The organism is Sulfitobacter sp. HI0027 (assembly GCF_001634775.1).
GTDB lineage: Bacteria > Pseudomonadota > Alphaproteobacteria > Rhodobacterales > Rhodobacteraceae > Sulfitobacter.
In genome coordinates this window covers 20,135-44,424 of the sequence record NZ_LWER01000132.1, presented here as the reverse complement: position 1 = coordinate 44,424, position 24,290 = coordinate 20,135, and the positions used below count along the sequence as shown (strand labels likewise).

Sequence of the window (24,290 nt, the reverse complement as noted above, 5' to 3'; positions counted from 1 at the left end):
AGCCTATTTGCGGCCTAACGGAAAGCGTGCAATTGCCCCTTGGTGGAGACGACATAAAGCGTGCCGCCTGCCACGACGGGGGCAGTGGTCGCCCCGCCGGGGATTTGGGTGGTGCCTGTCAGCCCGCCGCCCACGGGGTCAAAGCTGCGCAGCACCCCATCGTTGGACGCCACGATCGCGCGGCCTCCGGCGATGATCGGGCCGTAATGCGCCACGACTTCGGATTGCCTTCTGGGCCGGTCCTTGACGAAATTCGGCAGCGGCGTGCCCCAGATGCGGCGGCCCGTGCTGGCGTCGAGCCGCACAAGTTCATTGAGGTCGGTGACCGCGAAAACAGAATCGCCCGCAGGCCAGACCGGGCCGATCGCCCCGTCGCGCGCGACCCATTTACGGTCCCCGCTGTTCACGTCGAGCGCGGCCAGACGGCCCGAATGGTTGCCCACATAGACAGTCCCGCCCGAGACCACGGGCGCGCTTGTCACGTCACCAACAAAGCTCAGCGCGCGGCCCTGACGTTTGCCCAGAACAGAGGTCGCCCACCGCTCAAGCCCGCCTTGACGGAACAGCCCCTGCACCTCACCCGAGCCGAAGGCGAAGATCGCAAGATCATTGGTGATGGCGGGCGCCGGTGCGCCCAGCACATTGCTGAGGCTGGTGACAGCACCGGTCTGCCACTGGATGCGGCCTGTGGTTTTGTCGAGCGCAAAGCCGGTATCGTCACCCGCCGTGAGATAGACCAGATCGCCCGAGACGGTCGGTGTGCCGGAGCCCGTGGCGTCGAGGTCTTGCGTCCAACGCACTCCGCCCGTTGTTACGTCGAGCGCGGCCAGAACACCAAAGCCCACAGAGACGTAAAGCGTTTCGCCGTCCACGGCGAGCCCGCCACCGGTGGCTTGGCCTTCGCGGTCGGATGCGGGGGTGAGGTCGCGGGTCCAGAGCGTTTGGCCTGAGGTCGAGGTCGCAGTGACCTGCGCGCCGGCATCGAGCGTAAAGACGCGCCCGCCCGCGACCACCGGATCGGCAGTGATGCGCTTTTTGCGGCTGTCGCCCGCGCCGATCTTGGCGCTCCAGACCGGCTGCAATGTGCTGCGCAACGCGGGGTGGCCCACGCGGGTCGAGGGGGTGCCGACACTGTGGGTCCAGTTGGCGTTGTTTACCGCGCCGCCCAAAGCGATGGCGCGGCTGGTGTTTTCTGGCACCGGGCCGTCGATGGCGTCAAAGGCCGGGTCTTGCACACCGGGGTTTTGCAGCACCGCGCGCACGTCTTCGCGTTTGCCCGGCAGATAGGTCTGCTCATCCGCGCAGGCCGTCAGCAGCAGCGCGGCACCGATGGCCCCCGCCACGCCCAGCCCCCGCAGACCCGCATGGCCGGGTTCGGATTCGCGATGCTTCGTCATGGACCTGCTCACTTTCTGTCTTTCCTCAACCTTCACGCCCCCGCCGTTTTCGGCGGGTGGATATGTGTCAGTCACCCGTTGCTTCGGGGTTCTCCAGCTCAGCCGCTGCAGCAGCGTCTTCGACCCCCGGTTCTTCACCCAAGGCCACAATCACCTGAAGGGCGCGTTGTTGCAAGTCCGGGGTGGTTTCCGCATCGGAGAGAATGGATTGGTATCGCGCCACGGCCTTGTCGGTCTCACCCTCTTGGATGTCGATCAGGGCCAGTTGCTCTTCGGCCAGCAGGCGCAGCGGGGCACCGGGCTGGGCCAGCGCTTCGAGCGCCTGACGCCGCTCTGCCACGGGCACCGATTGGCCCTGAAGGGTCACGGCTTTGAACTGCGCCAGTTGGCGGTAAATCGGCGCAAGATCGCCGTCGAGCGCCACGGCGTCGAGCTGTTCAACGGCGGCGTCAATCTCACCGGCCTCGGCCAAGGCATCGGCACGCATGAAATTCAGCACGGCGCGGGCACCGGGGCCTTCGGCTTCAATCGGGGCAAGCGCTTCGGCGCGGGCATTGCTGGCATCCGCTTCAAGCGCTCCGAGCATGGCATCGCCCAAGGCTTCGGCCTGCGCGCGTTCTTGCGCTTTGCTATATTCGTTCCACGCGGCACCGCCGACGATGGCAACCACAGCGACCACAGCGATCCAACCATAGCGGCGCAGCAGGCCATAAAACCGGTCGCGGCGGACCTCTTCGTTCACTTCGTCAATAAAACTGTCGGTATCGCTCATCGCGCCCTGCCCCCGGCCTGATTTTGCCCCTCTTACCGCGCGTGGCCAGCCAAGCCAAGACCCAGCGAACCGCAGCACGGTGTTGCGCGCTTGGCACGGGCAAAGGTCACGCTAGATCAGGGGCAGGATGCAACAAAGGAGAAGATGATGAGAGCGATAGCAATGGCCGCAGGTCTGGTGATGGCAGCGGTGCCCGCCTTGGCCCAAGATTTGGTGGCCAAAGTGTCACCCCATGACGTGGTGACAACGATGGACCGGCTGGAAAGCGCCGTCGAAGAGGCCGGGGCCGAGGTTTTCGCCCGCGTCGATCACGCCGCCGGGGCCGAGAAGGTCGAGATGGAACTGCGCCCAACGCAGCTTTTGATCTTTGGCAACCCCAAGCTCGGCACGCCCGCGATGCAGGATGCGCAGACCGCCGGACTTGATCTGCCGATGCGGGTGCTGGTCTATGCCGATGGCGAAGGGGCCGTGCATGTGACCTATGCCGACCCTGAAACACTGGTTACGGCCCATGGCCTGCCCGAAGACGCGGAATATATCACTAAGATGACCGAGGCACTGGACAACCTCACCGCCAAGGCGATCGGCGAAGAGTAACGCTTCTCCCCGCCCGGACCTTAGCGTTTGGGCGGGGTGTTCTGCGCCTTGATGAGGTTTTCCAGATCGGTCAGCCGCGACATGACCTCATCGCGGTAGGTATTGGTCTGCTCGTTGCTTTCCTCATGATGCGCGTCTTGCATCGAGTTCACAATCAGACCGACCAGCAGGTTCACCACCGCGAAGGTCGTGACCATGATGAAGGGCACAAAGAACATCCACGCATAGGGATAGACCTCCATCACCGGGCGCACGATGCCCATGGACCACGACTCGAGCGTCATGATCTGAAACAGCGAATAGCCCGAGCGCCCCAGCGTGCCGAACCACTGCGGGAAATCCGCGCCAAAGAGTTTGGTGGCCATGACGGAGGCGATGTAAAAGATTACTCCCATCAGCAGGAAAACCGAGCCCATACCGGGCAGCGCGTTGACCAGCCCCTCAACCACGCGGCGCAGCGAGGGGGCGACGGAGACGACGCGCAGCAGACGCAAGATGCGCAGCGCCCGCAACACGCTGAGCCCTTGGGTGGCAGGGATCAAAGAGATGGCGACGATCACAAAGTCAAAAATGCTCCAGCCGCGTTTGAAGAAATCCATCCCCCGACCGTAGAGTTTAATCGCGATCTCAATGACAAAGATGCCGAGACAGATTTTGTCGAGCAGCAGGATCAACGGCCCTACCTGCGCCATCACCTCATCCGAGGTCTCCAGCCCCAGAATGACAGCGTTGAACAGAATCACGCCCAGAATGAAGTTCTGAAACGAAGCGCGGTCAGCCAGTCGTGCCGCGCGGGCGCGCAGCGACTGTGGCGAGGGAGGGGAGAGATCGGTCATGGCGGTAGATATCGTGTGCCGCTTGGCACAACGCAAGAGCAGATCAGCAACGTTTGCACCATCGGCGGCAATGCCCCGCCCGTCTGCCAAAACAGAAGGCGGGGCCTGCGCGGCGTTTACTCTTCTTCCGCCTGCTGGCGCTGCCAGAGTTGGGCATAACGCCCGCCTTGGGCCAAGAGCACCTCGTGGCTGCCCTGTTCAATAATCTCGCCCTTCTCCAGCACGACGATGCGATCCGCCTCTGCGATGGTGGAAAGACGGTGAGCGATGGTCAGCACCGTGCGCCCCTGCCCGGCCCGGCGCAGCGCGTCCTGAATTTCGTGCTCCGTCTCACTGTCAAGCGCGCTTGTCGCTTCGTCCAGCAGCAGGATGGGCGGGTCTTTCAGCAGCGTCCGGGCGATGCCCACGCGCTGTTTCTCGCCGCCCGAGAGTTTCAGCCCCCGCTCGCCCACCGTGGTCTTATACCCCTGCGGCAGCGCCATGATGAAATCGTGGATCTGTGCAGCGCGGGCGGCGGCTTCGACCTCTTCCTGCGTCGAACCATCGCGTCCGTAGGCGATGTTATAGCCGATGGTGTCGTTGAACAGCACCGTATCCTGCGGCACCACGCCGATGGCCATATGCAGCGAATGCTGGGTCACATCGCGCACGTCTTGCCCGTCGATTTTCAGCGCGCCTCCGGCGACATCGTAGAACCGGAACAACAGCCGCCCGATGGTGGATTTGCCCGAGCCCGTCGAGCCGACGATCGCCACCGTCTCTCCCGGTCGCGCCTCAAGCGAGATGCCTTTGAGGATTTCACGGTCGGTGTCATAGGCAAAGCGCACATTCTCCAGCGTCACATGGCCACCCGTTACCTTGAGGTCCGGCGCATTCGGCTTGTCGTCAATCTCTGCCGGTTGTTCGAGCAGGCCGAACATCTGGCCCATATCCACCAGCGCCTGACGGATTTCGCGGTAAACGGTGCCAAGGAAGTTCAGCGGCACGGTCAATTGGATCATGTAGGAGTTCACCATGACGAAGTCGCCGACGCTGAGTTCGCCGCTTTGCACGCCCATCGCCGCCATGACCATGACGCCCACCAGCCCCGCGGTAATGATCAACGCTTGGCCAAAGTTTAGGAAAGCGAGCGAATAGTTCGTCTTGATCGCCGCGTTTTCGTAGTCGGCCATTGCCAAGTCATAACGCGCGGCCTCGCGGCCCTCGGCGCCAAAGTATTTCACCGTCTCATAGTTCAACAGGCTGTCGATCGCGCGTTGGTTGGCCTCGGTGTCGCTGTCGTTCATCTGCCTGCGCAGACGCACGCGCCATTCGGTCACGGCAAAGGTGAACCAGACGTAGACCGCAATGGTCACGGTCACGACCGCCAGATACCAAATGTCGAACAAAACGGCGAGGATCACGCCGACGAGGATCAGCTCAAGGATCAGCGGCCCGATGGAGAACAGCAAAAAGCGCAGCAGAAAATCGACGCCTTTGACCCCACGCTCGATGATCCGGCTCAAGCCCCCCGTCTTGCGGGTAATGTGATAGCGCATCGACAGTTTGTGGATGTGCTGAAAGGTCTCAAGCGCCAACATCCGCAGGGCGCGCTGCCCGACGCGGGCAAAGACCGCATCGCGCACCTGTTGAAAGCCCACGCCCATCAGCCGCGCCATGCCGTAGGCCACGGTCAGGCCAATCGCCCCAAGCGCCAGCATCGGCGCGCCCTCGCCCGCCAGTGCATCCACCGCGTCGCGGTAGAAGAAGGGCGTGGCGACGATGATCAGCTTCGACACCAGCAGCGCCAGCATGGCCAAAACCACCCGGCGTTTCACCCAAGGCATGTCCTTGGGCCAAAGGTAGGGTGCCACCTTTCGCAGCACCAAAAAGCCCGACTGACGCTCGGCGGCGTCGATCATCTCGGCCTCTGTGGGGATGCGGTCAGGCTTGGGGGTTTTGCGGTCGCGCCGGCGCGCGGCGGGCGTTTGGTCTGTATCGGCTGGCATGGGAATTCCTGAAGTGATTACAGGCTACATAGGCCCCATGTGCCGAGGTTGCCAGTGTGGGGCGGCGCACAGCGGCTTTGCGCCCTGCGAATGCCGCCCCGCCTTGGGCCATCAGATCACTCTGATGCGGGTTCTTCGGGCAGATCGAAAACCTGTCCGGGGTAGATCAGATCGGGGTCGCGGATATTGCCGCTATTGGCCTCGAACACCTTCACGTAGAGCAATGGATCACCGTAGCGTTCGCGTGAGATCGCCCAGAGCGTGTCGCCTTTCTGGACCGTCACAGCGCTCAACGGGCCGCTCAGCCCTTCGGTGGCGGCGGCCAGCACCTCGGGGGATTCGCGTTTGAAGGGTGTCTCCACCCGGCTGGTCACATCGCCTGCGCGAGAAAGCTCATCCACCCGCAGGGTATAGACGCCCTCATCGATGTTCGGCAGATCGCCCCGCCAGCGGCCCTCCTGATCGACCGGCAGGCTGATCACCGCGTTGTTGTTGAGATAGACGCGCACTTCGCTGGTGTCCGGCTGCGCACGGCCTGCAAGCTGCACGTCACCCTGATCGGAATAGCCGATGGTGTCGAGCGCTACATTGGTCATCACCTGCGGCGGCGCGGTGTCGAGCCGCTCCACACCCTCGGCCGTGGATTTCAGCACCGGGGCTGGCGCAGATGGCTGAGCCGGGGCGGCGGTGGTGTGGGCTTCTTCCGTGGGCGTCGGGGATGTGGTCTCAGGGCTGGGCGCGGCGCGTTCCGCAAGGCTGGGGGCATCGGTTGTGGGATTTGGCGTCGTGGCCCCCTGCGCAGGGGAAGCGGTACCGTCGGCGGTGCCAGTGACGGGATCCGCCGTTCCCGTCTCCGCCAGCGGCGTGGCTTGGGCTGGGGTGTCGGAGGTCGCCTGCTGCCCTTGGTCTGGCGCACGCTCTGGCGCAGTGCTGTCGCCCGCGCCAGTGCCCGTTCCGGCCAACCCCGCGCCAGTGCCTGTTCCGGCCAACCCCGCGCCAGTGCCCGTTCCGGCCAATCCCGCGCCAGTGCCCGTTCCGGCCAATCCCGCGCCAGTGCCCGTTCCGGCCAACGGAGTCGCTTGAGAGGGCGCGGTGCCGGCGGCAAGGTCTTCCCCCGCCTCGGTGACTTGTTCCCGCTCCGGTGCGGAGCCCGCTCCCTCCGCGGTGCCGGTTTCGGAAAGCGGTGTGGCCTGAGTGGGGTCAGAGCCGGTGGCAATCTCTCCTTCACCCGCGGCAGGCTCTTGCTCTGGGGCGGCGTTCACGCCCTCCGCGGTGCCGGTTCCGGAAAGCGGTGTGGCCTGAGTGGGGGCGGAAATGTCGGCGATCTCTCCTTCGCCCGCAGTAGGCTCTTGCTCCGGGGCGGCGTTCACGCCCTCCCCGGTGCCAGTTCCGGAAAGCGGTGTGGCCTGAGTGAGGTCGGATACGTTTGCAATCGCTCCTTCACCCACGGCAGGCTCTTGCTCTGCTGCGCTGCCCTGGGCCCTGTCGGTTTCCAGAGAGTCCGATTGGCCTCCGCCCTCATTGGTCTCTTCCTCCGCTGTGGCCGTCTCGCTTGCAGCGGCGGGCGCTGCCGAACCGTTTTTAGGTGTTGGCTGGCTTTCGGCAGCCCCCTCAGCCTCGGCGGTCGCGGTCCCGGCCAGCGGGGTCGCCTGTTCCGGAGCGGTCGCGGCGGGCTCGACTGCGGCCTCGTCCCGGCCTTCAGCGGGAGCATTGGTTGAAGCCGTCTGATCCGCAGGCGCCTCTGGCGTCATCTCGACCTCGGCAAGCGAGGTCACGTCAGAGGCTTCAGCCTCCGCCTGCACGTCGCCCGGCGATGCGGGGTCAGGCTCGGCACCCTCGTCTGCTACCGCCTCGCCACCAGGGTCCGCGCCCTCCTCCGCAAGGGCAAGCGGGCTTTGTTCGGGCGTGGTGTCCGCCTCTGCCATCTGCAGAGGCGCTGCGGTCGGCGTGAGGATGATCTCTTCTTCCGAGGCGAGCTTGGTCTCACCGTCCTGCCCCAAAAGCGTCAGCACATGGCCCTTGCCGTCGGGGGGGATCATCGCGAGGGTCGCGAACTTTCCGGACCCATCGGCGGTGGCGGTGGCGATCTCTTCGCCGTCTTTCAACACGGCCACGCTGCTGCCGGGGACCGCGCGGCCTGCGATCACAGTCATCCCATCGCTTTCGCGGCGCACTTCGTCGAAAGCCAGGGCCTGCGGCTCTGAGACCTGCGGCTCTTTCGCTTGCTGCGCGGTGCTGGGCTCCGTCGCTGCCGCGTCTTCGGGGCCGATGGAAACGCCCTGTACGGCATTTGGCACAAGCGTGGCGTTCTCTGGGGTGGCATCGCGTTCGGGGAGCACGGCCACGGTGGTTTGCCCTGCCTCCTCCGGCCCGCTGCGCTTGCTGCCGATCCAAGCGCCAAGCGCCAGCACCGCCGCCGCAAAGGCGCCCGCCGCCATCGCCCCCATGCCGCCAAACCGGCCAAATCCCTTGAACATCTTCTACTTCCCCTGTGGTTGAGCCTTTTTAGCAAGCAGGCTAACAGGGGTCAAAAGCGCAGACCATCTGCGCCGATTTTTCCAAATAATCAGGACACTTTACCATGCAACATTCTGTCTGTGTCTATTGCGGCTCCCGCCCCGGCGATGACGATGCTTTTACCCGTGACGCCGAAACGCTGGGCCGTGGTCTGGCCGAAGCCGGGCTGCGGCTGGTCTATGGCGCGGGCGATGTCGGCCTAATGGGCAGCGTCGCTCGTGCCGCCCAAGCGGCTGGCGGAGACACCTTCGGCGTGATCCCCGCGCATCTTGTTGCATGGGAAGTCGGCAAGACCGATCTGACCCGCTACATCGTGACCGAGACGATGCACGAGCGGAAGAAAGTGATGTTCATGAACTGCGATGCCGTAGCCGTTTTGCCCGGCGGCGCGGGATCACTAGATGAGCTTTTCGAGGTGCTGACATGGCGCCAGTTGGGCCTACATGAAAAACCGATTTTCCTTGTGAACACAAATGGATACTGGGATCCCTTCATGTCACTTATGAACCATGTCGTGGCTCATGGTTTTGCCGATGCGACGCTATTAAATTACGTCACCGTAGTGGCGGATGCCGATGCCGCTCTCAGCGCCCTGCGCCGCGCCTTGTCCTGACGGAAGCTGCTGACGGAATAGACCGCCAACGCGCACCAGATCAGAACGAAAGCCTGCACATGCCAGCCGGTGAAAGGCTCGCGGAACAGGACCACGGCGCAGAAAAACTGCAAGGTCGGGTTGATGTAGCTCAGCAATCCGGCCGTCGCCATCGACAGGCGCCGCGCGGCGTAGCTGAACAGGATCAGCGGCGTGGCCGTGATCGGTCCTGACAGTATCAAAAGCGCTGTATCGCGAAACGACACGCCAAAGGCCCCGGCCCCATTGTCACCCGTTTGCCACAGCACGAGCACCGCGAGGGGCGACAAAAGCAGTACCTCCGCCGTGACGGAGACCACCGGCCCCACCGCCAACCGCTTTTTCGCCAGCCCATAAAGCCCGAAGGAGGCTGCCAGCGCCAAGGCGAGCCAGGGCGCGGTGCCCAGCCCATAGGTGAGAAATGAGACGGCCACGGTGACCAAACCGACCGAGAAGAGCTGCACAGGGCTCAGCCGCTCGCCAAAGACCAGCCGCCCCAGCAGGACGGAGACCAGCGGGAAGATGTAGTAGCCCAAAGCGGCCTCGGTTGCCTGCCCGCTTTGCACCGCTGAGATGAAAAGATACCAGTTCGTCGCAATCACCAAGGCCGCGACGACAAGCAGACCAAAGGCCCGCGGCCCCGCCATCGCGTCAAATACCGCGCGCAGACGCCGCTGCGCCGTCAGGACAATGATGAAAAACACCAGCGACCATAGGGTACGATGCGCGAGCACCTCGGCGGCGGGCACATGGGACAACAATTTATAGAAGATCGACGACAGCCCCCAGATGCAGCAGGCCGCGATCATGGCGGCGAAACCCTTGGTGGTGTCGGTCATTAAAAATCCTTGGCGCGGTAGACTGCTTCCTTGTGAAGGCAATCAATTCCCGCGCCAAGGGAAAAATCAGGCTTGGGCCAGTTCCCCGGCCACGATCTTTTCGATCTCATCAATGGGGTGGTTGGTCAGGGTCTTGGGGATTTCGCCCACGACCTTGTTCCGCACCTCTTTGTGAAGATCATCGCGGAGATCACCCAGCACGGCGGGTGGCGCCACCAGAACGATCCGCTCGAAACGTCCCTTGTGGGCAAGCTTGTAAAGAATGTCCGCCAAGTCTTTGGCAAAGCGCTCTTTTTCCAGCTCGTGCCAATCGGTATCGTCAAAGGCAGAGCGGTGCCCGCTGGGCCCATCGCTCATCCGACCGGGGCGGTTGGCGGCTTGCTCCCGCGCCGGGGGATTCTCCTGCTCTTCCTTGCGCACGACCTGAAGATAAGGGTCTTTGCCGTCCGTGTGGTTTTGCAGGAAAAGGGCTTTTTCGCCGTCCGCGATCAGCACCCATGTATCTTGGCTGAGTTTGGTCATGAAGGCTCTCCGTGGTTGCGTTTGTCTTCGCCGGTGACACGGGTCACGCCGTCTTCGCCCTTCTCGGCGCGGCGCATGGCGTCTTGGGTGCCAACGTCCTTTTGCAAATCGCCCCCGGCGCGGCCGCCTTGATCTGGCGTCTCAGTCTCGGAGAGGAATTTTTCCGTTTCCTTGGTACCGTCGTTGGATCGTTTCCGCTCGGCCATGTTGTCCTCCTTTTTTGACGTGAAGTCTCAGTGGAAAAACATCCGCGAAGGGGCTTGGGTTCCAACGAAAAAACCCCGCAGCAGGCTGCGGGGTTCGGTATGTCACTTGGGGCCAGCCCAAAAGCCGGAGGACCGCATCACAGACGCGAGGCGACGTTGTCCCAATTCACCAGATTGTCGAGGAAGTTCGACAGGTAGTCGGGGCGCGCGTTGCGGAAGTCGATGTAGTAGGAGTGTTCCCACACGTCGCAGCCCAGCAATGCCGTCTGGTCAAAGCAGAGCGGGTTCACGCCGTTCTCGGTCTTGGTGACCTTCAGGCTGCCGTCTTTATCTTTCACCAGCCATGCCCAGCCCGAGCCGAACTGGCCCGCGCCTGCGGCTTTGAACTCGTCCTTGAACTTGTCGACGGAACCAAAGCTCTCGGTGATCGCTTTTTCCAGCTCGCCGGGAAGCTTGTTGTCTTCGGGGCTCATCATTTCCCAGAACTGGTTGTGGTTCCACAGCTGGCTGATGTTGTTGAAAATGCCGCTTTGCGCCACGGCGTTCGGGTCATAGGTGCCCTTGATGATCTCTTCGAGGGACTTGCCCTCCCACTCGGTGCCTTCGATCGCCTTGTTGCCGTTGGTCACATAGGCGTTGTGGTGCTTGTCGTGGTGGTATTCCAGCGTTTCCTTGGACATGCCTTTGGATGCAAGCGCGTCGTGGGCATAGGGGAGATCGGGAAGTTCAAAAGCCATTTCTGGGCCTCCTCATTTGGGAATTTCGCTGCGGCCACTTGATGGGGATCAAGCGCCAACGTCAAGGTCAACGTCTGCAAATCGCATCCGTTCCAAGCGAAATAGTCAGTTTTTCTCCCGACTTATGCCGTTTGGAAATGGCCGACCTCGCTGGCAGGCTGGGCCGCGACACTGAGCAGGTCAAACATATACTGCGCAACCGATCGAAAGCAGATCACTTCAAAAGCACCGTCTTCGCGCAGCCAAAAGGCCGCTGGCACCTGCCCCATGCGGGTGCGGCGGAACATGCCGGGGGTGAACTGACCGGGGGCGAGGTCGACCGGCGCCAGCTTGGCCAGCACCTCCCGCGCATGGGGGCCGTCGACGCGAAACACCGCCCGCGCGCCGGAGACATCCACCGCCGTAGTGTAGGTATCCTCGAAGGCCGCATGCAGCCTCGCCAGCACCTCTGGGACCTGCGGATGCGGACAGAAAAGCAGCAGTTCGTCGGGCGACATCCAAGCCACGCCGGCTGCGCCTTCGAACTGGCACTGCCCGCGCTCCGGGCGGTCAACGCCGGTGAGTTTTTTGGTCACCTTGCGCACATAGGGGGCATCCAGATCGCCGCGAATGGTGATCATGCCCAAGGGGGCGACTTCGGAAATCGTAGCGATACCAGCGTCGTAGCGGGCGTTCTTCAACGCGGTGACGGGTTCAGACATTCTGTTTCTCCCCTTTGGGATCATAAAACACCGGGTCGACGATCATCGCCTCGTAGGTTTTGCCGTCGGTGCCGGGGAAGGTCAGCACTTCGCCCATCCGGTCCGGCCCGTTCAGCACCAGCCCCATGGCGATGCCGCGCTCGAGCGTCGGCGAATGATAGGTCGAGGTCACACGTCCCTGCATCACCTTTTGCCCGTTCTCATTCTCCCCTTCGCCAAGCGCATAGGCGCCATCCGGCAGGGTGCTGCCATCCGTGGTCTCTAGGCCCACCAGCGTCCAGCGTGTCGGATCCTGCATATGGCTGCGCTGCTGGGCGCGTTTGCCAAGGTAGTCGTCTTTCTTTTTCGAAATCGCCCAGTTCAGGCCAAGGTCTTGCGGGATCACCGTGCCATCGGTTTCATCCCCTATCATAATGAAGCCCTTTTCCGCGCGCAGAATATGCAGACATTCCGTGCCATAGGGCATTACGCCCAAATCATGTCCAGCGATCAGCAGGGCGTCCCAGAAGGCTTGCCCCTGCCCGGCCTCGACCGCGATCTCATAACTCAGCTCGCCCGAGAAGGAGATGCGGAAGACGCGCACCTTGAAACCGCCGAGCTCCCCGTCGGTCCATTCCATGAAGCCAAGCGCCTCACGGCTAAGGTCCATCCCGCCGAGTTTCTCTAAACACTTCCGTGCATTCGGCCCGACCACGGCCACCTGCGCGTAATGTTCGGTTGCGTTGACCACATGCACTTTCCAGTCCCACCACTCAGTCTGGAGCCATTCCTCCATATGGGCGTGGATGCTGTCGGCCCCGCCCGTGGTGGTGTGGCAAAGGAAGGTCTGCTCATCCAGCCGCGCGACCACGCCGTCGTCGATCAGAAACCCGTTTTCGTTGCACATCAACCCATAGCGGCATTTGCCGGGCTTCAGCGTCGACATCATATTGGTGTACATCATGTCGAGGAACCGCGCCGCATCCGGGCCACGCACGATCAGCTTGCCCAGTGTCGAGGCATCCAGCAGGCCGAGGTTTTGCCGCGTATTCGTCACCTCGCGCATCACCGCGTCATGGGTGCTTTCGCCGCTCTGCACATAGGCATAGGGCCGCCGCCATTGGCCGACCGGTTCCCAGACCGCGCCATTGCTTTCGTGCCAATCATGCAGCGGCGTGCGGCGGATCGGCTGAAAAGTATCGCCCCGCGCCGCGCCCGCAATCGCGCCCATCGAAATTGGGTGATAAGGCGGGCGGAAGGTGGTGGTGCCAACACTGGGAATCTCGGCGTCCAGCGCCCCGGCGAGCGTGGCCAGCCCGTTGATATTGCTCAGCTTCCCTTGATCCGTCGCCATGCCGAGCGTGGTATAGCGTTTGGCATGTTCGACCGAGACGAAACCCTCCTGCGCGGCAAGACGCACGTCCGAGACTTTGACGTCGTTCTGGTAATCCAGAAAGGTCTTCTCGCGCAGTTTGACGCTGGCGCCCTGCGGCATTTGCCAGACCGGCATCATCGGCGCTTCCTCGCGGTGCACGGCCTCGGGCGAGGTGAAATCGCGCGGCATCTTGAACCCGAGCGAGGTGGCCACCCCATCGGCGGCGGCATGGGCGTCGTGCAACACGTCGTCGAGCGCGAAGACCCCCGCCGCAGCCCCCGCGGGCGTGACGAAACCGTGGCCATCCGCCCCGGTGGGCGGATGATCCTGATCGGGGCGGAAACAGGCATGCGTCTTGTCCCATGTCAGCTTGCCGCCGCAGTGGGACCACAGATGCACCACGGGCGACCAGCCGCCCGACATGGCGACGGCGTCGCAGGCGATCTCTTCCAGCACCGCGCCTTCGCCCGCCTGCGAACAGACCGCCACGCCTGTCACGCGCTTGCCCCCCTGAACCGAGGAAACCGCATGGCCCATGACCACCCGAATGCCGAGCGCTTTGGCCTTGGCGACCAATTCGCTATCTTGCGGCAATACCCGGGCATCTAGCACGGCAGGCACATCCAGCCCCGCCTGTTTCAGCGCAATGGCGGTAAGATAGGCGTTGTCGTTATTGGTGACCAGAACAGTGCGGTCCCCCGGCGAGACACCGTAATTCGCCACATAGTCGCGCATGGCCGAGGCCAGCATCACGCCGGGCACGTCATTGCCAGCAAAGCTGAGCGGGCGCTCAATCGCCCCGGTTGCGGTAATCACGTGGCCAGCGCGGACACGCCAGAGCCGGTGGCGTGGTCCGGCATCCTCCGGCGCATGATCCCGCAGCCGCTCATAGCCCAGCACATAGCCGTGATCGTAGACACCCGCGCCCATGGTCCGGTCGCGCAGGTCGACATTCTCCATGCCGCGCAGACGGTCAAGCGTTTGGGCAATCCAGTTCTCTACCGGCGCATCGTCGACCGTGCCCCCATCGACCGGCGCACGCCCGCCCCAATGGGCCGACTGCTCCATCACGATGACACGCGCACCGCTCAAACCTGCAGCCAAGGCGGCCTGAAGCCCCGCGACACCGCCGCCGATGACCAGCACATCGCAAAAGGCGTGGAAGTGTTCATAGGTATCCGCATCCGCCGCCTTTGGCGCTTTGCCCAAGCCTGCGGAATGGCGGATGATCGGCTCGTAGAGGTGCTTCCACAGCGGGCGCGGATGCATGAACATCTTGTAGTAGAACCCCGCGGGCAGAAAGCGGCTGAGGTGTTTGTTAAGGGCGCCGACATCGAACTCAAGGCTCGGCCAATGGTTCTGGCTCGCCGCTTCCAACCCCTCATGCAGTTCGGTCGTCGTGACCCGGGCGTTAGGCTCGAACTGCCCCTCTTGGCCCAGCCCCACCAAACCGTTGGGTTCTTCGGGGCCGGAGGTCACGATGCCGCGCGGGCGGTGGTATTTGAACGAACGCCCGACCAGCACCTGATCATTGGCCAAAAGCGCCGAGGCCAGTGTGTCGCCCTCATAGCCGCGCATTTGCTTGCCGTTGAAGGTGAAACTCAGCGGTTTGCTTTTGTTCAGCAGGCGGCCGCCTGTGGCCAGTCTTGTGCTCATCGTGGAAAACCTTGGGGACTGAGGATGGGGTTAATGCCGGGGCGGGAAGATCGGGTGCTGGACTAGCTGGCGCGTTGCCATTGCCAATCAGGATGGCGATTGCGGATCGCCTCAAGGATGTGTTCCGGCGGAGCGAGGGTCTGGGCCGCATAGCTGCCAAAGACCTCAAGCGTGGCGGTATCACGGGCCATGTGGAACCACTTGCCACAGCCATAGACATGGCGCCACCGCTCCAGATGCACTCCCTTCGGGTTCTCGCGCATGAACAGATAGCTCTCGAAATCGTCGTCCGCGCCGCCGGGGCCGACACGTTTCAGATGCGCTTCACCGCCGCCGTGAAACTCTGTCTCCTCGGCGGTGACATGACAGCAAGGACAGGTGAGGATCAGCATGGGCAGGCTCCTTGTCGTATGGAGAACGGCAAAACGCCGCCCCGGCGCAAAAGCGCGGAACGGCGTCGGTCGTGAAAGGGCAGCGCCGCGCGGGACGCTGCCAAAGTCGGTTTACTCAGTCGGTGTGGCTGTCTCTTCGACGGCGTCCGCTGTGCTTTCGGCTGCGCCTTCAATGGCTTCGCCTGTGCTTTCGGTTGCGCCTTCGACGTTGACGTTAACGTCATTCGCACCGTCGATGTCGCCACCTGCAAAGAGGAAGTAGGCCAGCAGGGCCACGACAACGACAACCGCGCCAACGATAAAGGCAAGGCCGCTGCTGCCGCCACGATCAGTCGTGGTTGTGGTCGTGGTGGTGTTAGTGTGATCGACGTGGTCTGTGCGGTTGTTTTCCGGGGTTGCCATTGTTCAGCTCCGTTATATTCAATGTCTGAACAGGCAACTCCAGCGCGGGCGAAATCGTTCCGCGCAATACAACGCTTCAGCGATTTGTGGCCGATCCGCAACATCAATGGGCCACCCCGGCGGCCACGGATTCGTCGATAAAGCGGCCTTCGGCGAACCGCTCTAGCCCAAAGGCGTCGGTCAGCGGTGAATGCCCCTTGGCCATCAACTCGGCAAAACCCCAGCCCGACCCGGGGATCGCCTTGAACCCGCCCGTGCCCCAGCCGCCGTTGATAAAGACCCCCTCCACCGGGGTCTTGCTGAGGATCGGAGAGCGGTCGCCGGTTACATCCACGATCCCGCCCCACTGCCGCAACATCTTGAGCCGTGAGATCATCGGGAAGGTCTCAACCAGCGCGCGCACCGTCTCTTCGATATGATGGAAGCTGCCGCGTTGGGTGTAGTTATTGTAGCCATCGGTGCCGCCACCGATGACCATCTCGCCCTTGTCGGACTGGCTCATGTAGCCGTGCACCGTATTGGCCATCACAACGACATCCATACAGGGTTTGATCGGCTCGCTGACCAGCGCTTGCAGGGCGACGCTTTCAATCGGCAGACGGAAGCCCGCCATATTTGCCAGTTGTCCGGAGTGTCCGGCCACCACCATGCCCAGCTTATCGCATTCAATATCGCCGCGTGTGGTGCTGACACCGGTGACCTTGCCGCCCGTCTGGCGCACGCCGGTGACCTCACATTTCTGGATGATGTCCATGCCCATATCCGAGCAGGCCCGCGCATAGCCCCAAGCCACCGCATCATGCCGCGCCGTGCCGCCGCGCGCTTGCCACAACCCGCCGAGCACCGGATAACGCGGCCCGTCGATGTTGATGATCGGCACAAGTTGTTTGACGCGATCCGGGCCGATGAATTCGGTGGTGACGCCCTGCAAGGCGTTAGCATGGGCCGTGCGCTTGTAACCGCGCACCTCATGTTCGGTCTGCGCCAGCATGATGACACCACGAGGGCTGAACATGACGTTGTAGTTCAAATCCTGACTCATCGTCTCGTAAAGGCTGCGCGCCTTTTCATAGATCGCGGCCGAGGGGTCTTGGAGGTAGTTCGAGCGGATGATCGTCGTGTTGCGCCCGGTGTTGCCGCCGCCCAGCCATCCCTTTTCAAGCACCGCGACATTGGTGATGCCGAAATTCTTGCCCAGATAATAGGCCGTGGCCAGCCCATGCCCGCCTGCGCCGACAATGATCACATCATAGCGTTTTTTCGGCTGAGCATCGCGCCACGCGCGGGTCCAGCCCGTATGATGGCGCATGGCCTCTCGGGCCACTGCGAAAACGGAGTATTTCTTCATCACGTCACTTCCCGGCAAGGATTCGGGCCGCGCGGGCGGCTGAGGTCTTTTCTGAGCCTAGGAGCAGATATTCGAAATGACCACCACGGCATTTGGACGCGGTTTTGCGACATGTGGTGCAATTGGTGAAAAATGCCGCAGGGGGCGCAGCAATTGCGGTCTTTTGTCGGCGCCGGGCAAAGGTTAGGTAGAGGGCATGATATTTTGGTTTCTCTCTGGCGCGATGGCGCTTGTCGTAGGCGGTTTTCTAGCGCGAGCCGCGTGGCGCGGTGCGGATACGCCCCTCCCCGCACAGGCGGATTATGATCTCAAGGTCTACCGCGACCAATTGGACGAGGTGGAGCGTGACCTCGCCCGCGGTGTGGTGTCTGAGACCGATGCCGTCCGGATCCGAACCGAGATCTCGCGCCGGATCCTCGCCGCCGATGCTGGGCGCGACACGCGTGTGCAAAGCACGTCGCGGCCCGCGCCGCTCGTGCTGATCGGGGGGATTATCGCTTTGGGTGCCGGGTCACTGGCGCTGTACTGGCATCTGGGCCAACCCGGCTATGGTGATCTGGCGCTTGCTGACCGCATCGCCTTTGCCGAAGATATGCGCCGCAACCGCCCCAGCCAGCAAAGCGCGGTGGAAAGCCTGCCCGCCAGCCCCAGCACCGAAGGGCTGAGCGCCGACTACCTCGCGCTGATCCAACAGCTCCGCGCCACGGTCAAAGAGCGCCCGGAAGATCTGCAAGGTCAGACCCTGCTTGCCCAGAACGAAGCCCGTATCGGCAATTTCGCCGCCGCTGCCGAGGCGCAGGGCAATGTGCTCCGTCTTAAGGGCGCGGATCGTACCGCCAAGGACATCGCAGATTACGCCGAACTTTTGGTGCTCGCCGCGGGGGGCTATGTCTCTCCCGAGGCGGAAACCGCCCTGCGCGAAGTGCTGAACCGCGATGAGCAGGATGGCCGCGCACGCTATTACCTTGGCCTGATGATGGTGCAGACCGGGCGGCCGGATGTCGGTTTCCGCATTTGGGACGCGCTGTTGCGGCGCGGGCCTGCGGAGGCGGCATGGATCGAGCCGATCCGCGCGCAGATTTCGCAGGTCGCCAGCCTTGCCGGGGTGAATTACGAGATGCCGCAGATCGGCACCGGCGCCCCTGCGCGGGGGCCATCCGCCGAAGACATCGAAGCCGCCTCGGAGATGAGCGCAGACGACCGGATGGAGATGATCGGCGGGATGGTGGCCGGGCTTTCGGATCGTCTTGCCAGCGAAGGAGGCCCGCCGCAGGACTGGGCGCGGCTGATCACATCGCTTGGCGTTTTGGGGGACACCGATCAGGCCCGCGCGGTCTATGACAACGCGCTTGAGGTCTTTTCAGGCGATAATGCGGCGCTGGACATGATCCGCAGCGCCGGAGAACGTGCAGGAGTGGCAGGATGATTTACGACGACACGGCAGATTTCATCGCCGCCCTGCCCCCGATGCAGGCGCTGATCGGGCTTGATCTGGGCGAAAAGACCATCGGCGTCGCGGTCAGCGACAGCTTCCAATCCGTCGCCACCCCGCTGGAAACCGTGCGGCGCAAGAAATTTGGGCTGGACGCCGCGCGTCTGGCCGAGATCATCGCCGAGCGCCGTATCGGCGGCCTGGTCTTGGGATTGCCGCGTAATATGGACGGCTCAGAAGGGCCGCGCTGCCAATCGACCCGCGCTTTTGCCCGTAACTTTGACCGGCTCGCGCCGCTGCCCATCACCTATTGGGACGAGCGCCTGTCGACCGTGGCCGCCGAACGCGCATTGCTAGAGGCCGACACCACCCGCAAACGCCGCGCCGAGGTGATCGACCATGTGGCCGCGGGCTATATCCTTCAGGGGCTGCTGGACCGTTTGCAGGTGATGCGCCGTGACTAAAAAGCTCTGGCAGCGCAATGAGGTCGAAAGCCCCTGCATCAACATCTGCGTGGTGCATCCCGAAAGCCGGCTCTGCACGGGCTGTCTGCGGTCGATTGATGAGATTGGCCGCTGGTCGGCGATGAGCGCGGAGGAGCGCCGCGCCATCATGGCGGAATTGCCCCAACGTGAAAGCGTCCACGCAAAACGGCGCGGGGGCCGCGCGGCAAAACTGGCGCGGCGGCGCGACTAGCGCCGCCTTAGGCGCCGCGGCGCTGGACGATCTGGTTCAGGAAAATAAGAGCCGCTTCGCCATCCGTGGCGTCGTGGAGGCCCATCGGGGTCGCGTTGTAATTGGCCGCAGGCACCGAGGCACGGGCAAATGTCAGGCTGGTTTCGCGAGTGAACATTCCGTCAAAGCGAAACGCCCGACGGCCCCGGCGCGCAGGTTTCCAATAGGCGAGGTCACTGCCCTGCCCTTTAAGAATGATCGCTTTGGTCCCGCTTCGGCGCATCTCGTCACGTCCCTTGGTTCGGATGATTCTGCGTTTGTTAAGGCAGTAAGCCAGTTGTTTGTGTCGAGATTGCGGCAATTTGATGAACATTGTCCGAAATTGGGCAGAAACCATCACATTCCGGCAGGTTTAAGGTCAAAAACGGGTAGCCTCAGCCCCAAAGTGCTTTTCTCAACATATTTAGCGCCACCAGCACCAGAAACACGGCAAAGACCCGTCTGAGCGGCTTGGGGTCCATCGCATGGGCCAACCGCACGCCCCAAGGCGCGGTGATGAGCGTCATTGTCACGACAATCCCGAAGGCACCTAGATTAACCGCGCCGATGGTCAAGGGCGGGCGGCTTTGCGCGATATCTACAAACAGAAAGGCAATCACCGAGGGCACGGCGATCAAAAGCCCAAAGCCCGCCGCCGTGGCCACGGCCCGGTGAATGGGCCGACCATGGAGCGTCATCAGCGGCACGCCAAAGCTGCCGCCTCCGATCCCCATCAGCACCGACAGAAACCCGACCATCGGCGACAGGGTCGCACGTTTGATGCCACGCGGCATGGTCTCTCCCAAGCGCCAATCGCTGCGCCCGAACCCTAGGTAGAGCCCCACAATCAGCGCCAGCCCGCCAAAGATCGCCTGAAGCGTCTGGGTGCGCAATTGCGCCACCAGCAGCACGCCCAAGATGGCCCCCACCATGATCCCCGGCGCCCACGTGCGCAGGATTTCCCAATCGACCGCGCCCTTTTTATTATGTGCATGGACCGAACGCGCAGAGGTGACGATGATCGTCGCCAGTGATGTCGCAAGGCAAATCTGCATCAGCTGTGGACCGTCATAGCCCAGCGACTGCAGCGCGTAGAAAAACGCCGGGACCAAGACGATCCCCCCGCCCACACCCAGCAGCCCTGCCAGAACACCGGCAAACCCTCCAATCAGGGCGATAAGCACCAGCATTGGCAGAAGATCGTTCAACTCAGGCATGGGGCCCCTCCGGCTGTCGTTGCGCTCTATCAAGCCGTTTCGCGCCGGGGGTTCAAGGCGATAACGCGGGGGTTGCACTTCCTCCCGCTCAGGTTAGGTTGCGCGCGAAAGTTGGCCCCAAGCGTCGGTCTATGCTTGCCGCCTCCCCCCTTTGGCCCTGGCCATCCCATCCGAAAGGACATCACGTGCTACGTTCAGCGCTCATTCTCGGGTTGCTGGGGCTGGTCGGCCCCTTCGCCATCGACATGTATCTGCCCGCCATGCCTGCCATCGCCGCCAGCTATGGCGCGTCAGAGACGGCGGTTCAGGCGACCATCACGGCCTATTTCATCGCCTTCGGGCTGGGTCAGCTTTTCTATGGCCCATGGGCCGATCAGGCGGGGCGCAAGCTGCCGATCATGGTGGGGCTGGTGCTGTTCCTCATCGCGTCATTCGGGGCCGCCTTCGCGCCGACGATGGCGGCGCTGACGGGCTGGCGCGCGCTGCAAGGGCTTGGCGGTGCGGTGCTGATGGTGGTGCCGCGTGCGATCATCCGCGACCAATATACCGGCACGCAGGCCACGCGGTTGATGGCGATGTTGATGCTGGTGATCTCGATCTCGCCGATGCTGGCCCTTCTGGCTGGCAGCGCAGTGATGGCGCTGGCCGATTGGCGCGCGATTTTCATGACCTTGGCTGTCTTGGCCATTGCCGCTCTGGCACTCACCGCCTTCGCTCAGCCCGAGACGCTGCCCGTCAAACGCCGCGTGCGGATCAACCCGCGCAACCTTTGGCGTGGGGCGAAAGTGCTGCTGAGCGATCCGATCTTCATGGGGCTGACCTTTATCGGCGGCTTTGCCATGGGGTCATTCTTTGTCTTCATCGCCTTTGCGCCCTTTGTCTATACCGGGCAATACGGGCTGGGGCCGACGGGGTTCTCGCTGGCCTTTGCAGTGAATGGGATCGGCTTCTTCTCGGCCTCGCAACTGGCGGGGTGGCTCGGTGAACGCTGGGGCATGCGCAGCCTCGTGCGGCGCGGGGTGGCGGGCTTTGTCTTCTTTTCCGCCGCGATCTTTGTCACCGCGTTGGTCACCGATCCGGGCCTCTATCTGGTGATGGCGGGGCTGTTTTGCGCCAATGCCTGCCTTGGCGTCGTGGTGCCGACAGTGATGGTCGTGGCGCTGGACGATCACGGCGATATCGCGGGGCTTGCGTCGTCACTGGGCGGCACCTTGCAGATGGTGGCGGGTGGCCTCTCCATCGCGCTGGCCGGGCCGTTCTTTGACGGTTCTGCCACACCGATGCTGGGGGCGATCGCGGCCTGCGGACTGGTGGCCGCCCTGCTCACGCTGGCGCTGCTGCGGCCCCGCCCGATGGCAGAGCCCACGGTTTAAACCTACCCCGCCGCGGCGATTTCCTGAGCCGCGGCGACTTCGGCCAAGGCGGCTTCGACCAGTTCCGGCCCCGCGCCGGGCTTATGCGCCCCTTCCGATAGGATACGCCGCCACTGCCGCGCGCCGGGCCGCCCGGCAAAAAGCCCCAGCATATGCCGGGTGATCTGCCCCAGACGTCCGCCGCTGGCCAGATGCGCCTCGATATAGGGCAACATCCCTTCCACCGCGGCCTCTGCACTGCTGTCAGCACCCCGCCCGTAGATGCGCCGATCAGCGCTGGCGAGGATGTCGGTCGGCGCATGATAGGCGCTGCGCCCCACCATGACGCCGTCCAAGCCTGCATCCAGAAAAGCTTCGGCCTGATCGATCGATGTGACCCCACCATTGACCGAAATATGCAGGTTCGGAAACAGCCCCTTCATCTGATGCGCGAGATCATAGTCCAACGGTGGAATATCGCGGTTTTCCTTGGGGCTCAGCCCCTGCAACCACGCCTTGCGCGCATGGATCGTGACACGGGTGCAGCCCGCCGCCACGATACGCGCGAGGAACTCAGGCAAGATTTCCTCAGGGTTCTGATCGTCCACGCCGATACGGCATTTCACGGTCACCTCGACATCGCAGGCCGCGCGCATGGCATCCACACAGTCCGCCACCAGCCCCGGCTGCTGCATCAAGACCGCGCCAAAGGCGCCCGATTGCACCCGGTCAGACGGGCAGCCGCAATTGAGGTTAATCTCATCATAGCCAGCGTCAGCCCCCAACCGTGCCGCCTGTGCCAGCTCTGCGGGGTCCGACCCGCCAAGTTGTAGCGCCACGGGATGTTCCGAAGGATCGTGATGCAGCAGATGCAACGCCCCGCCCCGCACCAGCGCAGGGGCGGTGACCATCTCGGTATAGAGGAGCGTCTCACGGCTCAGCAGCCGGTGGAGGTAGCGGCAGTGGCGGTCGGTCCAGTCCATCATGGGTGCCACGCTCAGGCGGGCTGATTTTTTAACACTATTTTTCAATCGCTTAACCTCAGCTCCGAATGAACTTCATGTAGCACGCTATGCGTGGATTTCCGGGGGTTTTCCCCGATTTTCCGGGGTTTTCGATTCTGCATTGCTACCGTGTAGCAGATCCGCATTGCCAGAACACCGCCACTTCATCCGGCCTGGTTCGCCCCGCGGTCCGCCCCTTCGCGCTGTCCCTCAAGCAAGGAAGTCGGGAATCAAACCGAGAACACTTTTTCCGCGGAAGCGCCGACTTCCTTCTCACAACAGCACAGAAGGAACTTTCTTTATGACCACCATCGACGACAGCACCAAGAACGTTTTGGCTATGATCACCGCGGAGCGAGCCGCCTGCCGTAACAATGCCCCTGCTTGGGAACAGGTTTCGAGCCCAGCAATCACCCCCTTGCCGACGCAGAACGTTGCCTCCGCAGAGTCTGCAAGCAAAAAGAAAGCTAAGGCCAAGAAGTCAAAGAAAGCTGACGACTTCAAAGAACTGAACATCACTCGCATTCATACTACTGGCGGCCGTGTTACATATCGGGTCCAAATCCGACGCACGGTGAATGGGAAGTCCCGCAGTCTCTGCGAAACCTTCCAGCACTTGGCAAACGCAAAGAAGTGGCGGAACAAGAAGCTCGCCGAGATCGAGTTGCACGGTTTCCCCCTGCAGATCGTCACGGACACCACGATCGCGGATGTAATTGCCGATCGGCTGAAGCGCGGAAAAAAACTTGGCAAGTCTGCTCTGCAGAACGTCAAGTATATACGAGATCACGAGTTCGGGAAGACCAAGGTCTCATTGCTTACGCAGAAGCAGCTCTATGACTTTGCCGAGATGCTCTTGGATGGCGATAGAACTCCGCAAACTGTGGCGGGATACATGACGCATTTGGCCGCAACCTTGAAATGGGCTTACAGGCGCGGAACTTTGCTCCCGATCGAGGCTGTGTCCTTGGCCATGGAAACCCTTTGGGAAGACGAAATTCTGGCTCGATCCGAGGAGCGGAACCGGCGCCCCCAAATGGCGGAACTCGATTTGATCCTTACCGCCCTCGCGAACAACCCTCGCCAAAAGCTTCCCGTCGCGGTTCTCATGCTTTTCGCTATCTACTCGGGTCGCAGACTGGGCGAGATTTGCCAGCTTCGCTGGGACGACCTGCAAGAAGAAAAGAGCCAAATCTTGGTTCGCGACATGAAGCACCCGCGCAAGAAGAGGGGCAACAATGTTTGGTGCAAACTGCCGTCGGAGGCGCTGGCCATCATTCAAGCGATGCCCCGAACTTCCGAGTATATCTTTCCGTATTCCGAAAGGTCCATCGGCACAGCCTATCGCCGTCATCGAGACAAGGTCGGAATCGCGGATCTGCGCTTCCATGATTTTCGGCATGAGGCGGTCAGCCGCCAGTTTGAGATGGGCATGCTCGCCTCGTTCGTCGCCAAGATCTCGGGACACAAGAACGGTGGCTGTCTTTACCGATACGAGCACGTTGAGGAAGTTGGTGACAAGTTTGCTGACTGGCCGTGGTTCGACCGTGTGCTGGAGATGTGCCAAGCGCTTCACATATAGGTGATCGATACATGGCGCGCCTCTCGAGGGCGCCAATCAAACCAGCTTCGAAAAAGTTGCCGCAAACCCAGGTCCTCTTCACACATAAAGAGAA

24 protein-coding genes are annotated in these 24,290 nt (G+C 62.6%); 7 read left to right on the top strand and 17 right to left on the bottom strand.

Annotated elements, in window-relative coordinates; all coding sequences use genetic code 11:
• Positions 1 to 14: 14 nt before the first annotated feature.
• Together A3722_RS07410 and A3722_RS07405 are read right to left on the bottom strand one after the other, a co-directional pair.
• Complete coding sequence (locus tag A3722_RS07410; RefSeq protein WP_067630704.1) at positions 15 to 1,397, bottom strand: PQQ-like beta-propeller repeat protein; 1,383 nt, start codon at positions 1,395 to 1,397, stop codon at positions 15 to 17.
• 67 nt (positions 1,398 to 1,464) lie between these two features.
• Positions 1,465 to 2,169 carry a tetratricopeptide repeat protein gene (locus A3722_RS07405; RefSeq protein ID WP_067630702.1) on the bottom strand — a complete coding sequence of 235 codons (705 nt, stop codon included), beginning with the start codon at positions 2,167 to 2,169 and terminating at the stop codon, positions 1,465 to 1,467.
• A gap of 147 nt (positions 2,170 to 2,316) precedes the next feature.
• On the opposite strand from A3722_RS07405, the gene A3722_RS07400 reads away from it, so the two are divergent.
• Positions 2,317 to 2,766: a DUF302 domain-containing protein gene (locus tag A3722_RS07400; protein WP_443068636.1), complete on the top strand. Its 450-nt coding sequence runs from the start codon at positions 2,317 to 2,319 to the stop codon at positions 2,764 to 2,766.
• A 20-nt stretch (positions 2,767 to 2,786) separates the two neighbouring features.
• Here A3722_RS07400 and A3722_RS07395 read toward each other — a convergent pair whose 3' ends face one another.
• The 3 genes from A3722_RS07395 to A3722_RS24530 all read right to left on the bottom strand — a co-directional run bounded on the left by A3722_RS07395 (position 2,787) and on the right by A3722_RS24530 (position 8,067).
• Positions 2,787 to 3,602: an ion transporter gene (locus tag A3722_RS07395; protein ID WP_067630712.1), complete on the bottom strand. Its 816-nt coding sequence runs from the start codon at positions 3,600 to 3,602 to the stop codon at positions 2,787 to 2,789.
• Positions 3,603 to 3,718: 116 nt separating this feature from the next.
• The gene (locus A3722_RS07390) at positions 3,719 to 5,503 is read right to left on the bottom strand and encodes an ABCB family ABC transporter ATP-binding protein/permease (protein ID WP_132443744.1); all 1,785 of its coding nucleotides are present in this window, start codon (positions 5,501 to 5,503) and stop codon (positions 3,719 to 3,721) included.
• Positions 5,504 to 5,706: 203 nt separating this feature from the next.
• The gene (locus A3722_RS24530; protein WP_067630695.1) at positions 5,707 to 8,067 is read right to left on the bottom strand and encodes a LysM peptidoglycan-binding domain-containing protein; all 2,361 of its coding nucleotides are present in this window, start codon (positions 8,065 to 8,067) and stop codon (positions 5,707 to 5,709) included.
• 104 nt (positions 8,068 to 8,171) lie between these two features.
• Here A3722_RS24530 and A3722_RS07380 point away from each other — a divergent pair, with 104 nt between their 5' ends.
• Positions 8,172 to 8,720, top strand: a complete 549-nt coding sequence (locus tag A3722_RS07380; RefSeq protein ID WP_067630692.1) for a TIGR00730 family Rossman fold protein — start codon at positions 8,172 to 8,174, stop codon at positions 8,718 to 8,720.
• Here the strand turns inward: A3722_RS07380 and rarD are convergent.
• The 9 genes from rarD to A3722_RS07335 form a co-directional block, all read right to left on the bottom strand.
• A complete protein-coding gene (gene rarD / locus A3722_RS07375) occupies positions 8,657 to 9,577 on the bottom strand; it encodes an EamA family transporter RarD (protein WP_067630689.1) in 921 nt (306 codons plus the stop codon). The two genes, A3722_RS07380 and rarD, sit on opposite strands and share 64 nt — an antisense overlap.
• Before the next feature lie 66 nt (positions 9,578 to 9,643).
• On the bottom strand, positions 9,644 to 10,099 hold the full coding sequence (locus A3722_RS07370; protein ID WP_067630686.1) for a host attachment family protein: 456 nt from the start codon (positions 10,097 to 10,099) through the stop codon (positions 9,644 to 9,646).
• A complete protein-coding gene (locus A3722_RS07365) occupies positions 10,096 to 10,305 on the bottom strand; it encodes a hypothetical protein (protein ID WP_067630683.1) in 210 nt (69 codons plus the stop codon). The genes A3722_RS07370 and A3722_RS07365 overlap by 4 nt, the downstream gene beginning before the upstream one ends.
• A gap of 137 nt (positions 10,306 to 10,442) precedes the next feature.
• Positions 10,443 to 11,042 (bottom strand): superoxide dismutase, encoded by a 600-nt coding sequence (locus A3722_RS07360; protein ID WP_067630680.1) that lies wholly within the window; start codon positions 11,040 to 11,042, stop codon positions 10,443 to 10,445.
• 122 nt (positions 11,043 to 11,164) lie between these two features.
• A complete protein-coding gene (locus A3722_RS07355; protein ID WP_067630677.1) occupies positions 11,165 to 11,743 on the bottom strand; it encodes a sarcosine oxidase subunit gamma in 579 nt (192 codons plus the stop codon).
• Positions 11,736 to 14,753: a sarcosine oxidase subunit alpha family protein gene (locus tag A3722_RS07350; protein WP_067630674.1), complete on the bottom strand. Its 3,018-nt coding sequence runs from the start codon at positions 14,751 to 14,753 to the stop codon at positions 11,736 to 11,738. Before A3722_RS07350 ends, A3722_RS07355 begins: the two co-directional genes overlap by 8 nt.
• Positions 14,754 to 14,815: 62 nt before the next feature.
• Complete coding sequence (locus tag A3722_RS07345) at positions 14,816 to 15,145, bottom strand: sarcosine oxidase subunit delta (protein ID WP_067630671.1); 330 nt, start codon at positions 15,143 to 15,145, stop codon at positions 14,816 to 14,818.
• 111 nt (positions 15,146 to 15,256) lie between these two features.
• Positions 15,257 to 15,547: a hypothetical protein gene (locus tag A3722_RS07340; RefSeq protein WP_067630669.1), complete on the bottom strand. Its 291-nt coding sequence runs from the start codon at positions 15,545 to 15,547 to the stop codon at positions 15,257 to 15,259.
• Between the two features lie 103 nt (positions 15,548 to 15,650).
• Complete coding sequence (locus tag A3722_RS07335) at positions 15,651 to 16,895, bottom strand: sarcosine oxidase subunit beta family protein (RefSeq protein WP_067630665.1); 1,245 nt, start codon at positions 16,893 to 16,895, stop codon at positions 15,651 to 15,653.
• A 196-nt stretch (positions 16,896 to 17,091) separates the two neighbouring features.
• On the opposite strand from A3722_RS07335, the gene ccmI reads away from it, so the two are divergent.
• The 3 genes from ccmI to A3722_RS07320 are packed head-to-tail and all read left to right on the top strand — an operon-like array spanning position 17,092 to position 19,023.
• Positions 17,092 to 18,321 (top strand): c-type cytochrome biogenesis protein CcmI, encoded by a 1,230-nt coding sequence (gene ccmI / locus A3722_RS07330; RefSeq protein WP_067621830.1) that lies wholly within the window; start codon positions 17,092 to 17,094, stop codon positions 18,319 to 18,321.
• Positions 18,318 to 18,791 carry a Holliday junction resolvase RuvX gene (gene ruvX / locus A3722_RS07325; RefSeq protein ID WP_067621834.1) on the top strand — a complete coding sequence of 158 codons (474 nt, stop codon included), beginning with the start codon at positions 18,318 to 18,320 and terminating at the stop codon, positions 18,789 to 18,791. The genes ccmI and ruvX overlap by 4 nt, the downstream gene beginning before the upstream one ends.
• Positions 18,784 to 19,023, top strand: a complete 240-nt coding sequence (locus tag A3722_RS07320) for a DUF1289 domain-containing protein (protein WP_067621839.1) — start codon at positions 18,784 to 18,786, stop codon at positions 19,021 to 19,023. The genes ruvX and A3722_RS07320 overlap by 8 nt, the downstream gene beginning before the upstream one ends.
• 7 nt (positions 19,024 to 19,030) lie before the next feature.
• Here the strand turns inward: A3722_RS07320 and A3722_RS07315 are convergent, their stop codons facing one another.
• Both A3722_RS07315 and A3722_RS07310 read right to left on the bottom strand, forming a co-directional pair.
• A complete protein-coding gene (locus tag A3722_RS07315) occupies positions 19,031 to 19,285 on the bottom strand; it encodes a hypothetical protein (protein WP_067621842.1) in 255 nt (84 codons plus the stop codon).
• A 151-nt stretch (positions 19,286 to 19,436) separates the two neighbouring features.
• The gene (locus A3722_RS07310) at positions 19,437 to 20,258 is read right to left on the bottom strand and encodes a sulfite exporter TauE/SafE family protein (RefSeq protein WP_067621845.1); all 822 of its coding nucleotides are present in this window, start codon (positions 20,256 to 20,258) and stop codon (positions 19,437 to 19,439) included.
• Positions 20,259 to 20,443: 185 nt separating this feature from the next.
• On the opposite strand from A3722_RS07310, the gene A3722_RS07305 reads away from it, so the two are divergent.
• A complete protein-coding gene (locus A3722_RS07305) occupies positions 20,444 to 21,631 on the top strand; it encodes a multidrug effflux MFS transporter (RefSeq protein ID WP_067621849.1) in 1,188 nt (395 codons plus the stop codon).
• A 2-nt stretch (positions 21,632 to 21,633) separates the two neighbouring features.
• Here the strand turns inward: A3722_RS07305 and dusA are convergent, their stop codons facing one another.
• A complete protein-coding gene (dusA, locus tag A3722_RS07300; protein WP_082849382.1) occupies positions 21,634 to 22,641 on the bottom strand; it encodes a tRNA dihydrouridine(20/20a) synthase DusA in 1,008 nt (335 codons plus the stop codon).
• Between the two features lie 274 nt (positions 22,642 to 22,915).
• On the opposite strand from dusA, the gene A3722_RS07295 reads away from it, so the two are divergent.
• The gene (locus tag A3722_RS07295) at positions 22,916 to 24,196 is read left to right on the top strand and encodes a tyrosine-type recombinase/integrase (RefSeq protein ID WP_236627364.1); all 1,281 of its coding nucleotides are present in this window, start codon (positions 22,916 to 22,918) and stop codon (positions 24,194 to 24,196) included.
• Positions 24,197 to 24,290 lie beyond the last annotated feature (94 nt).

Excerpts from the sequence above, each read along its gene's own strand:
- A3722_RS07390 (WP_132443744.1), bottom strand. The coding sequence starts at position 5,503 with ATGATCGACGCCGCCGAGCGTCAGTCGGGCTTTTTGGTGCTGCGAAAG.
- A3722_RS24530 (WP_067630695.1), bottom strand. The coding sequence starts at position 8,067 with ATGTTCAAGGGATTTGGCCGGTTTGGCGGCATGGGGGCGATGGCGGCG.
- A3722_RS07335 (WP_067630665.1), bottom strand. The coding sequence starts at position 16,895 with ATGAAGAAATACTCCGTTTTCGCAGTGGCCCGAGAGGCCATGCGCCAT.
- A3722_RS07410 (WP_067630704.1), bottom strand. The coding sequence starts at position 1,397 with ATGACGAAGCATCGCGAATCCGAACCCGGCCATGCGGGTCTGCGGGGG.
- ccmI (WP_067621830.1), top strand. The coding sequence starts at position 17,092 with ATGATATTTTGGTTTCTCTCTGGCGCGATGGCGCTTGTCGTAGGCGGT.
- ruvX (WP_067621834.1), top strand. The coding sequence starts at position 18,318 with ATGATTTACGACGACACGGCAGATTTCATCGCCGCCCTGCCCCCGATG.
- A3722_RS07370 (WP_067630686.1), bottom strand. The coding sequence starts at position 10,099 with ATGACCAAACTCAGCCAAGATACATGGGTGCTGATCGCGGACGGCGAA.
- A3722_RS07355 (WP_067630677.1), bottom strand. The coding sequence starts at position 11,743 with ATGTCTGAACCCGTCACCGCGTTGAAGAACGCCCGCTACGACGCTGGT.
- A3722_RS07315 (WP_067621842.1), bottom strand. The coding sequence starts at position 19,285 with ATGCGCCGAAGCGGGACCAAAGCGATCATTCTTAAAGGGCAGGGCAGT.
- A3722_RS07310 (WP_067621845.1), bottom strand. The coding sequence starts at position 20,258 with ATGCCTGAGTTGAACGATCTTCTGCCAATGCTGGTGCTTATCGCCCTG.
- rarD (WP_067630689.1), bottom strand. The coding sequence starts at position 9,577 with ATGACCGACACCACCAAGGGTTTCGCCGCCATGATCGCGGCCTGCTGC.
- A3722_RS07360 (WP_067630680.1), bottom strand. The coding sequence starts at position 11,042 with ATGGCTTTTGAACTTCCCGATCTCCCCTATGCCCACGACGCGCTTGCA.
- A3722_RS07345 (WP_067630671.1), bottom strand. The coding sequence starts at position 15,145 with ATGCTGATCCTCACCTGTCCTTGCTGTCATGTCACCGCCGAGGAGACA.
- A3722_RS07340 (WP_067630669.1), bottom strand. The coding sequence starts at position 15,547 with ATGGCAACCCCGGAAAACAACCGCACAGACCACGTCGATCACACTAAC.
- A3722_RS07295 (WP_236627364.1), top strand. The coding sequence starts at position 22,916 with ATGACCACCATCGACGACAGCACCAAGAACGTTTTGGCTATGATCACC.
- A3722_RS07350 (WP_067630674.1), bottom strand. The coding sequence starts at position 14,753 with ATGAGCACAAGACTGGCCACAGGCGGCCGCCTGCTGAACAAAAGCAAA.
- A3722_RS07365 (WP_067630683.1), bottom strand. The coding sequence starts at position 10,305 with ATGGCCGAGCGGAAACGATCCAACGACGGTACCAAGGAAACGGAAAAA.
- A3722_RS07395 (WP_067630712.1), bottom strand. The coding sequence starts at position 3,602 with ATGACCGATCTCTCCCCTCCCTCGCCACAGTCGCTGCGCGCCCGCGCG.
- A3722_RS07405 (WP_067630702.1), bottom strand. The coding sequence starts at position 2,169 with ATGAGCGATACCGACAGTTTTATTGACGAAGTGAACGAAGAGGTCCGC.
- A3722_RS07380 (WP_067630692.1), top strand. The coding sequence starts at position 8,172 with ATGCAACATTCTGTCTGTGTCTATTGCGGCTCCCGCCCCGGCGATGAC.
- A3722_RS07400 (WP_443068636.1), top strand. The coding sequence starts at position 2,317 with ATGAGAGCGATAGCAATGGCCGCAGGTCTGGTGATGGCAGCGGTGCCC.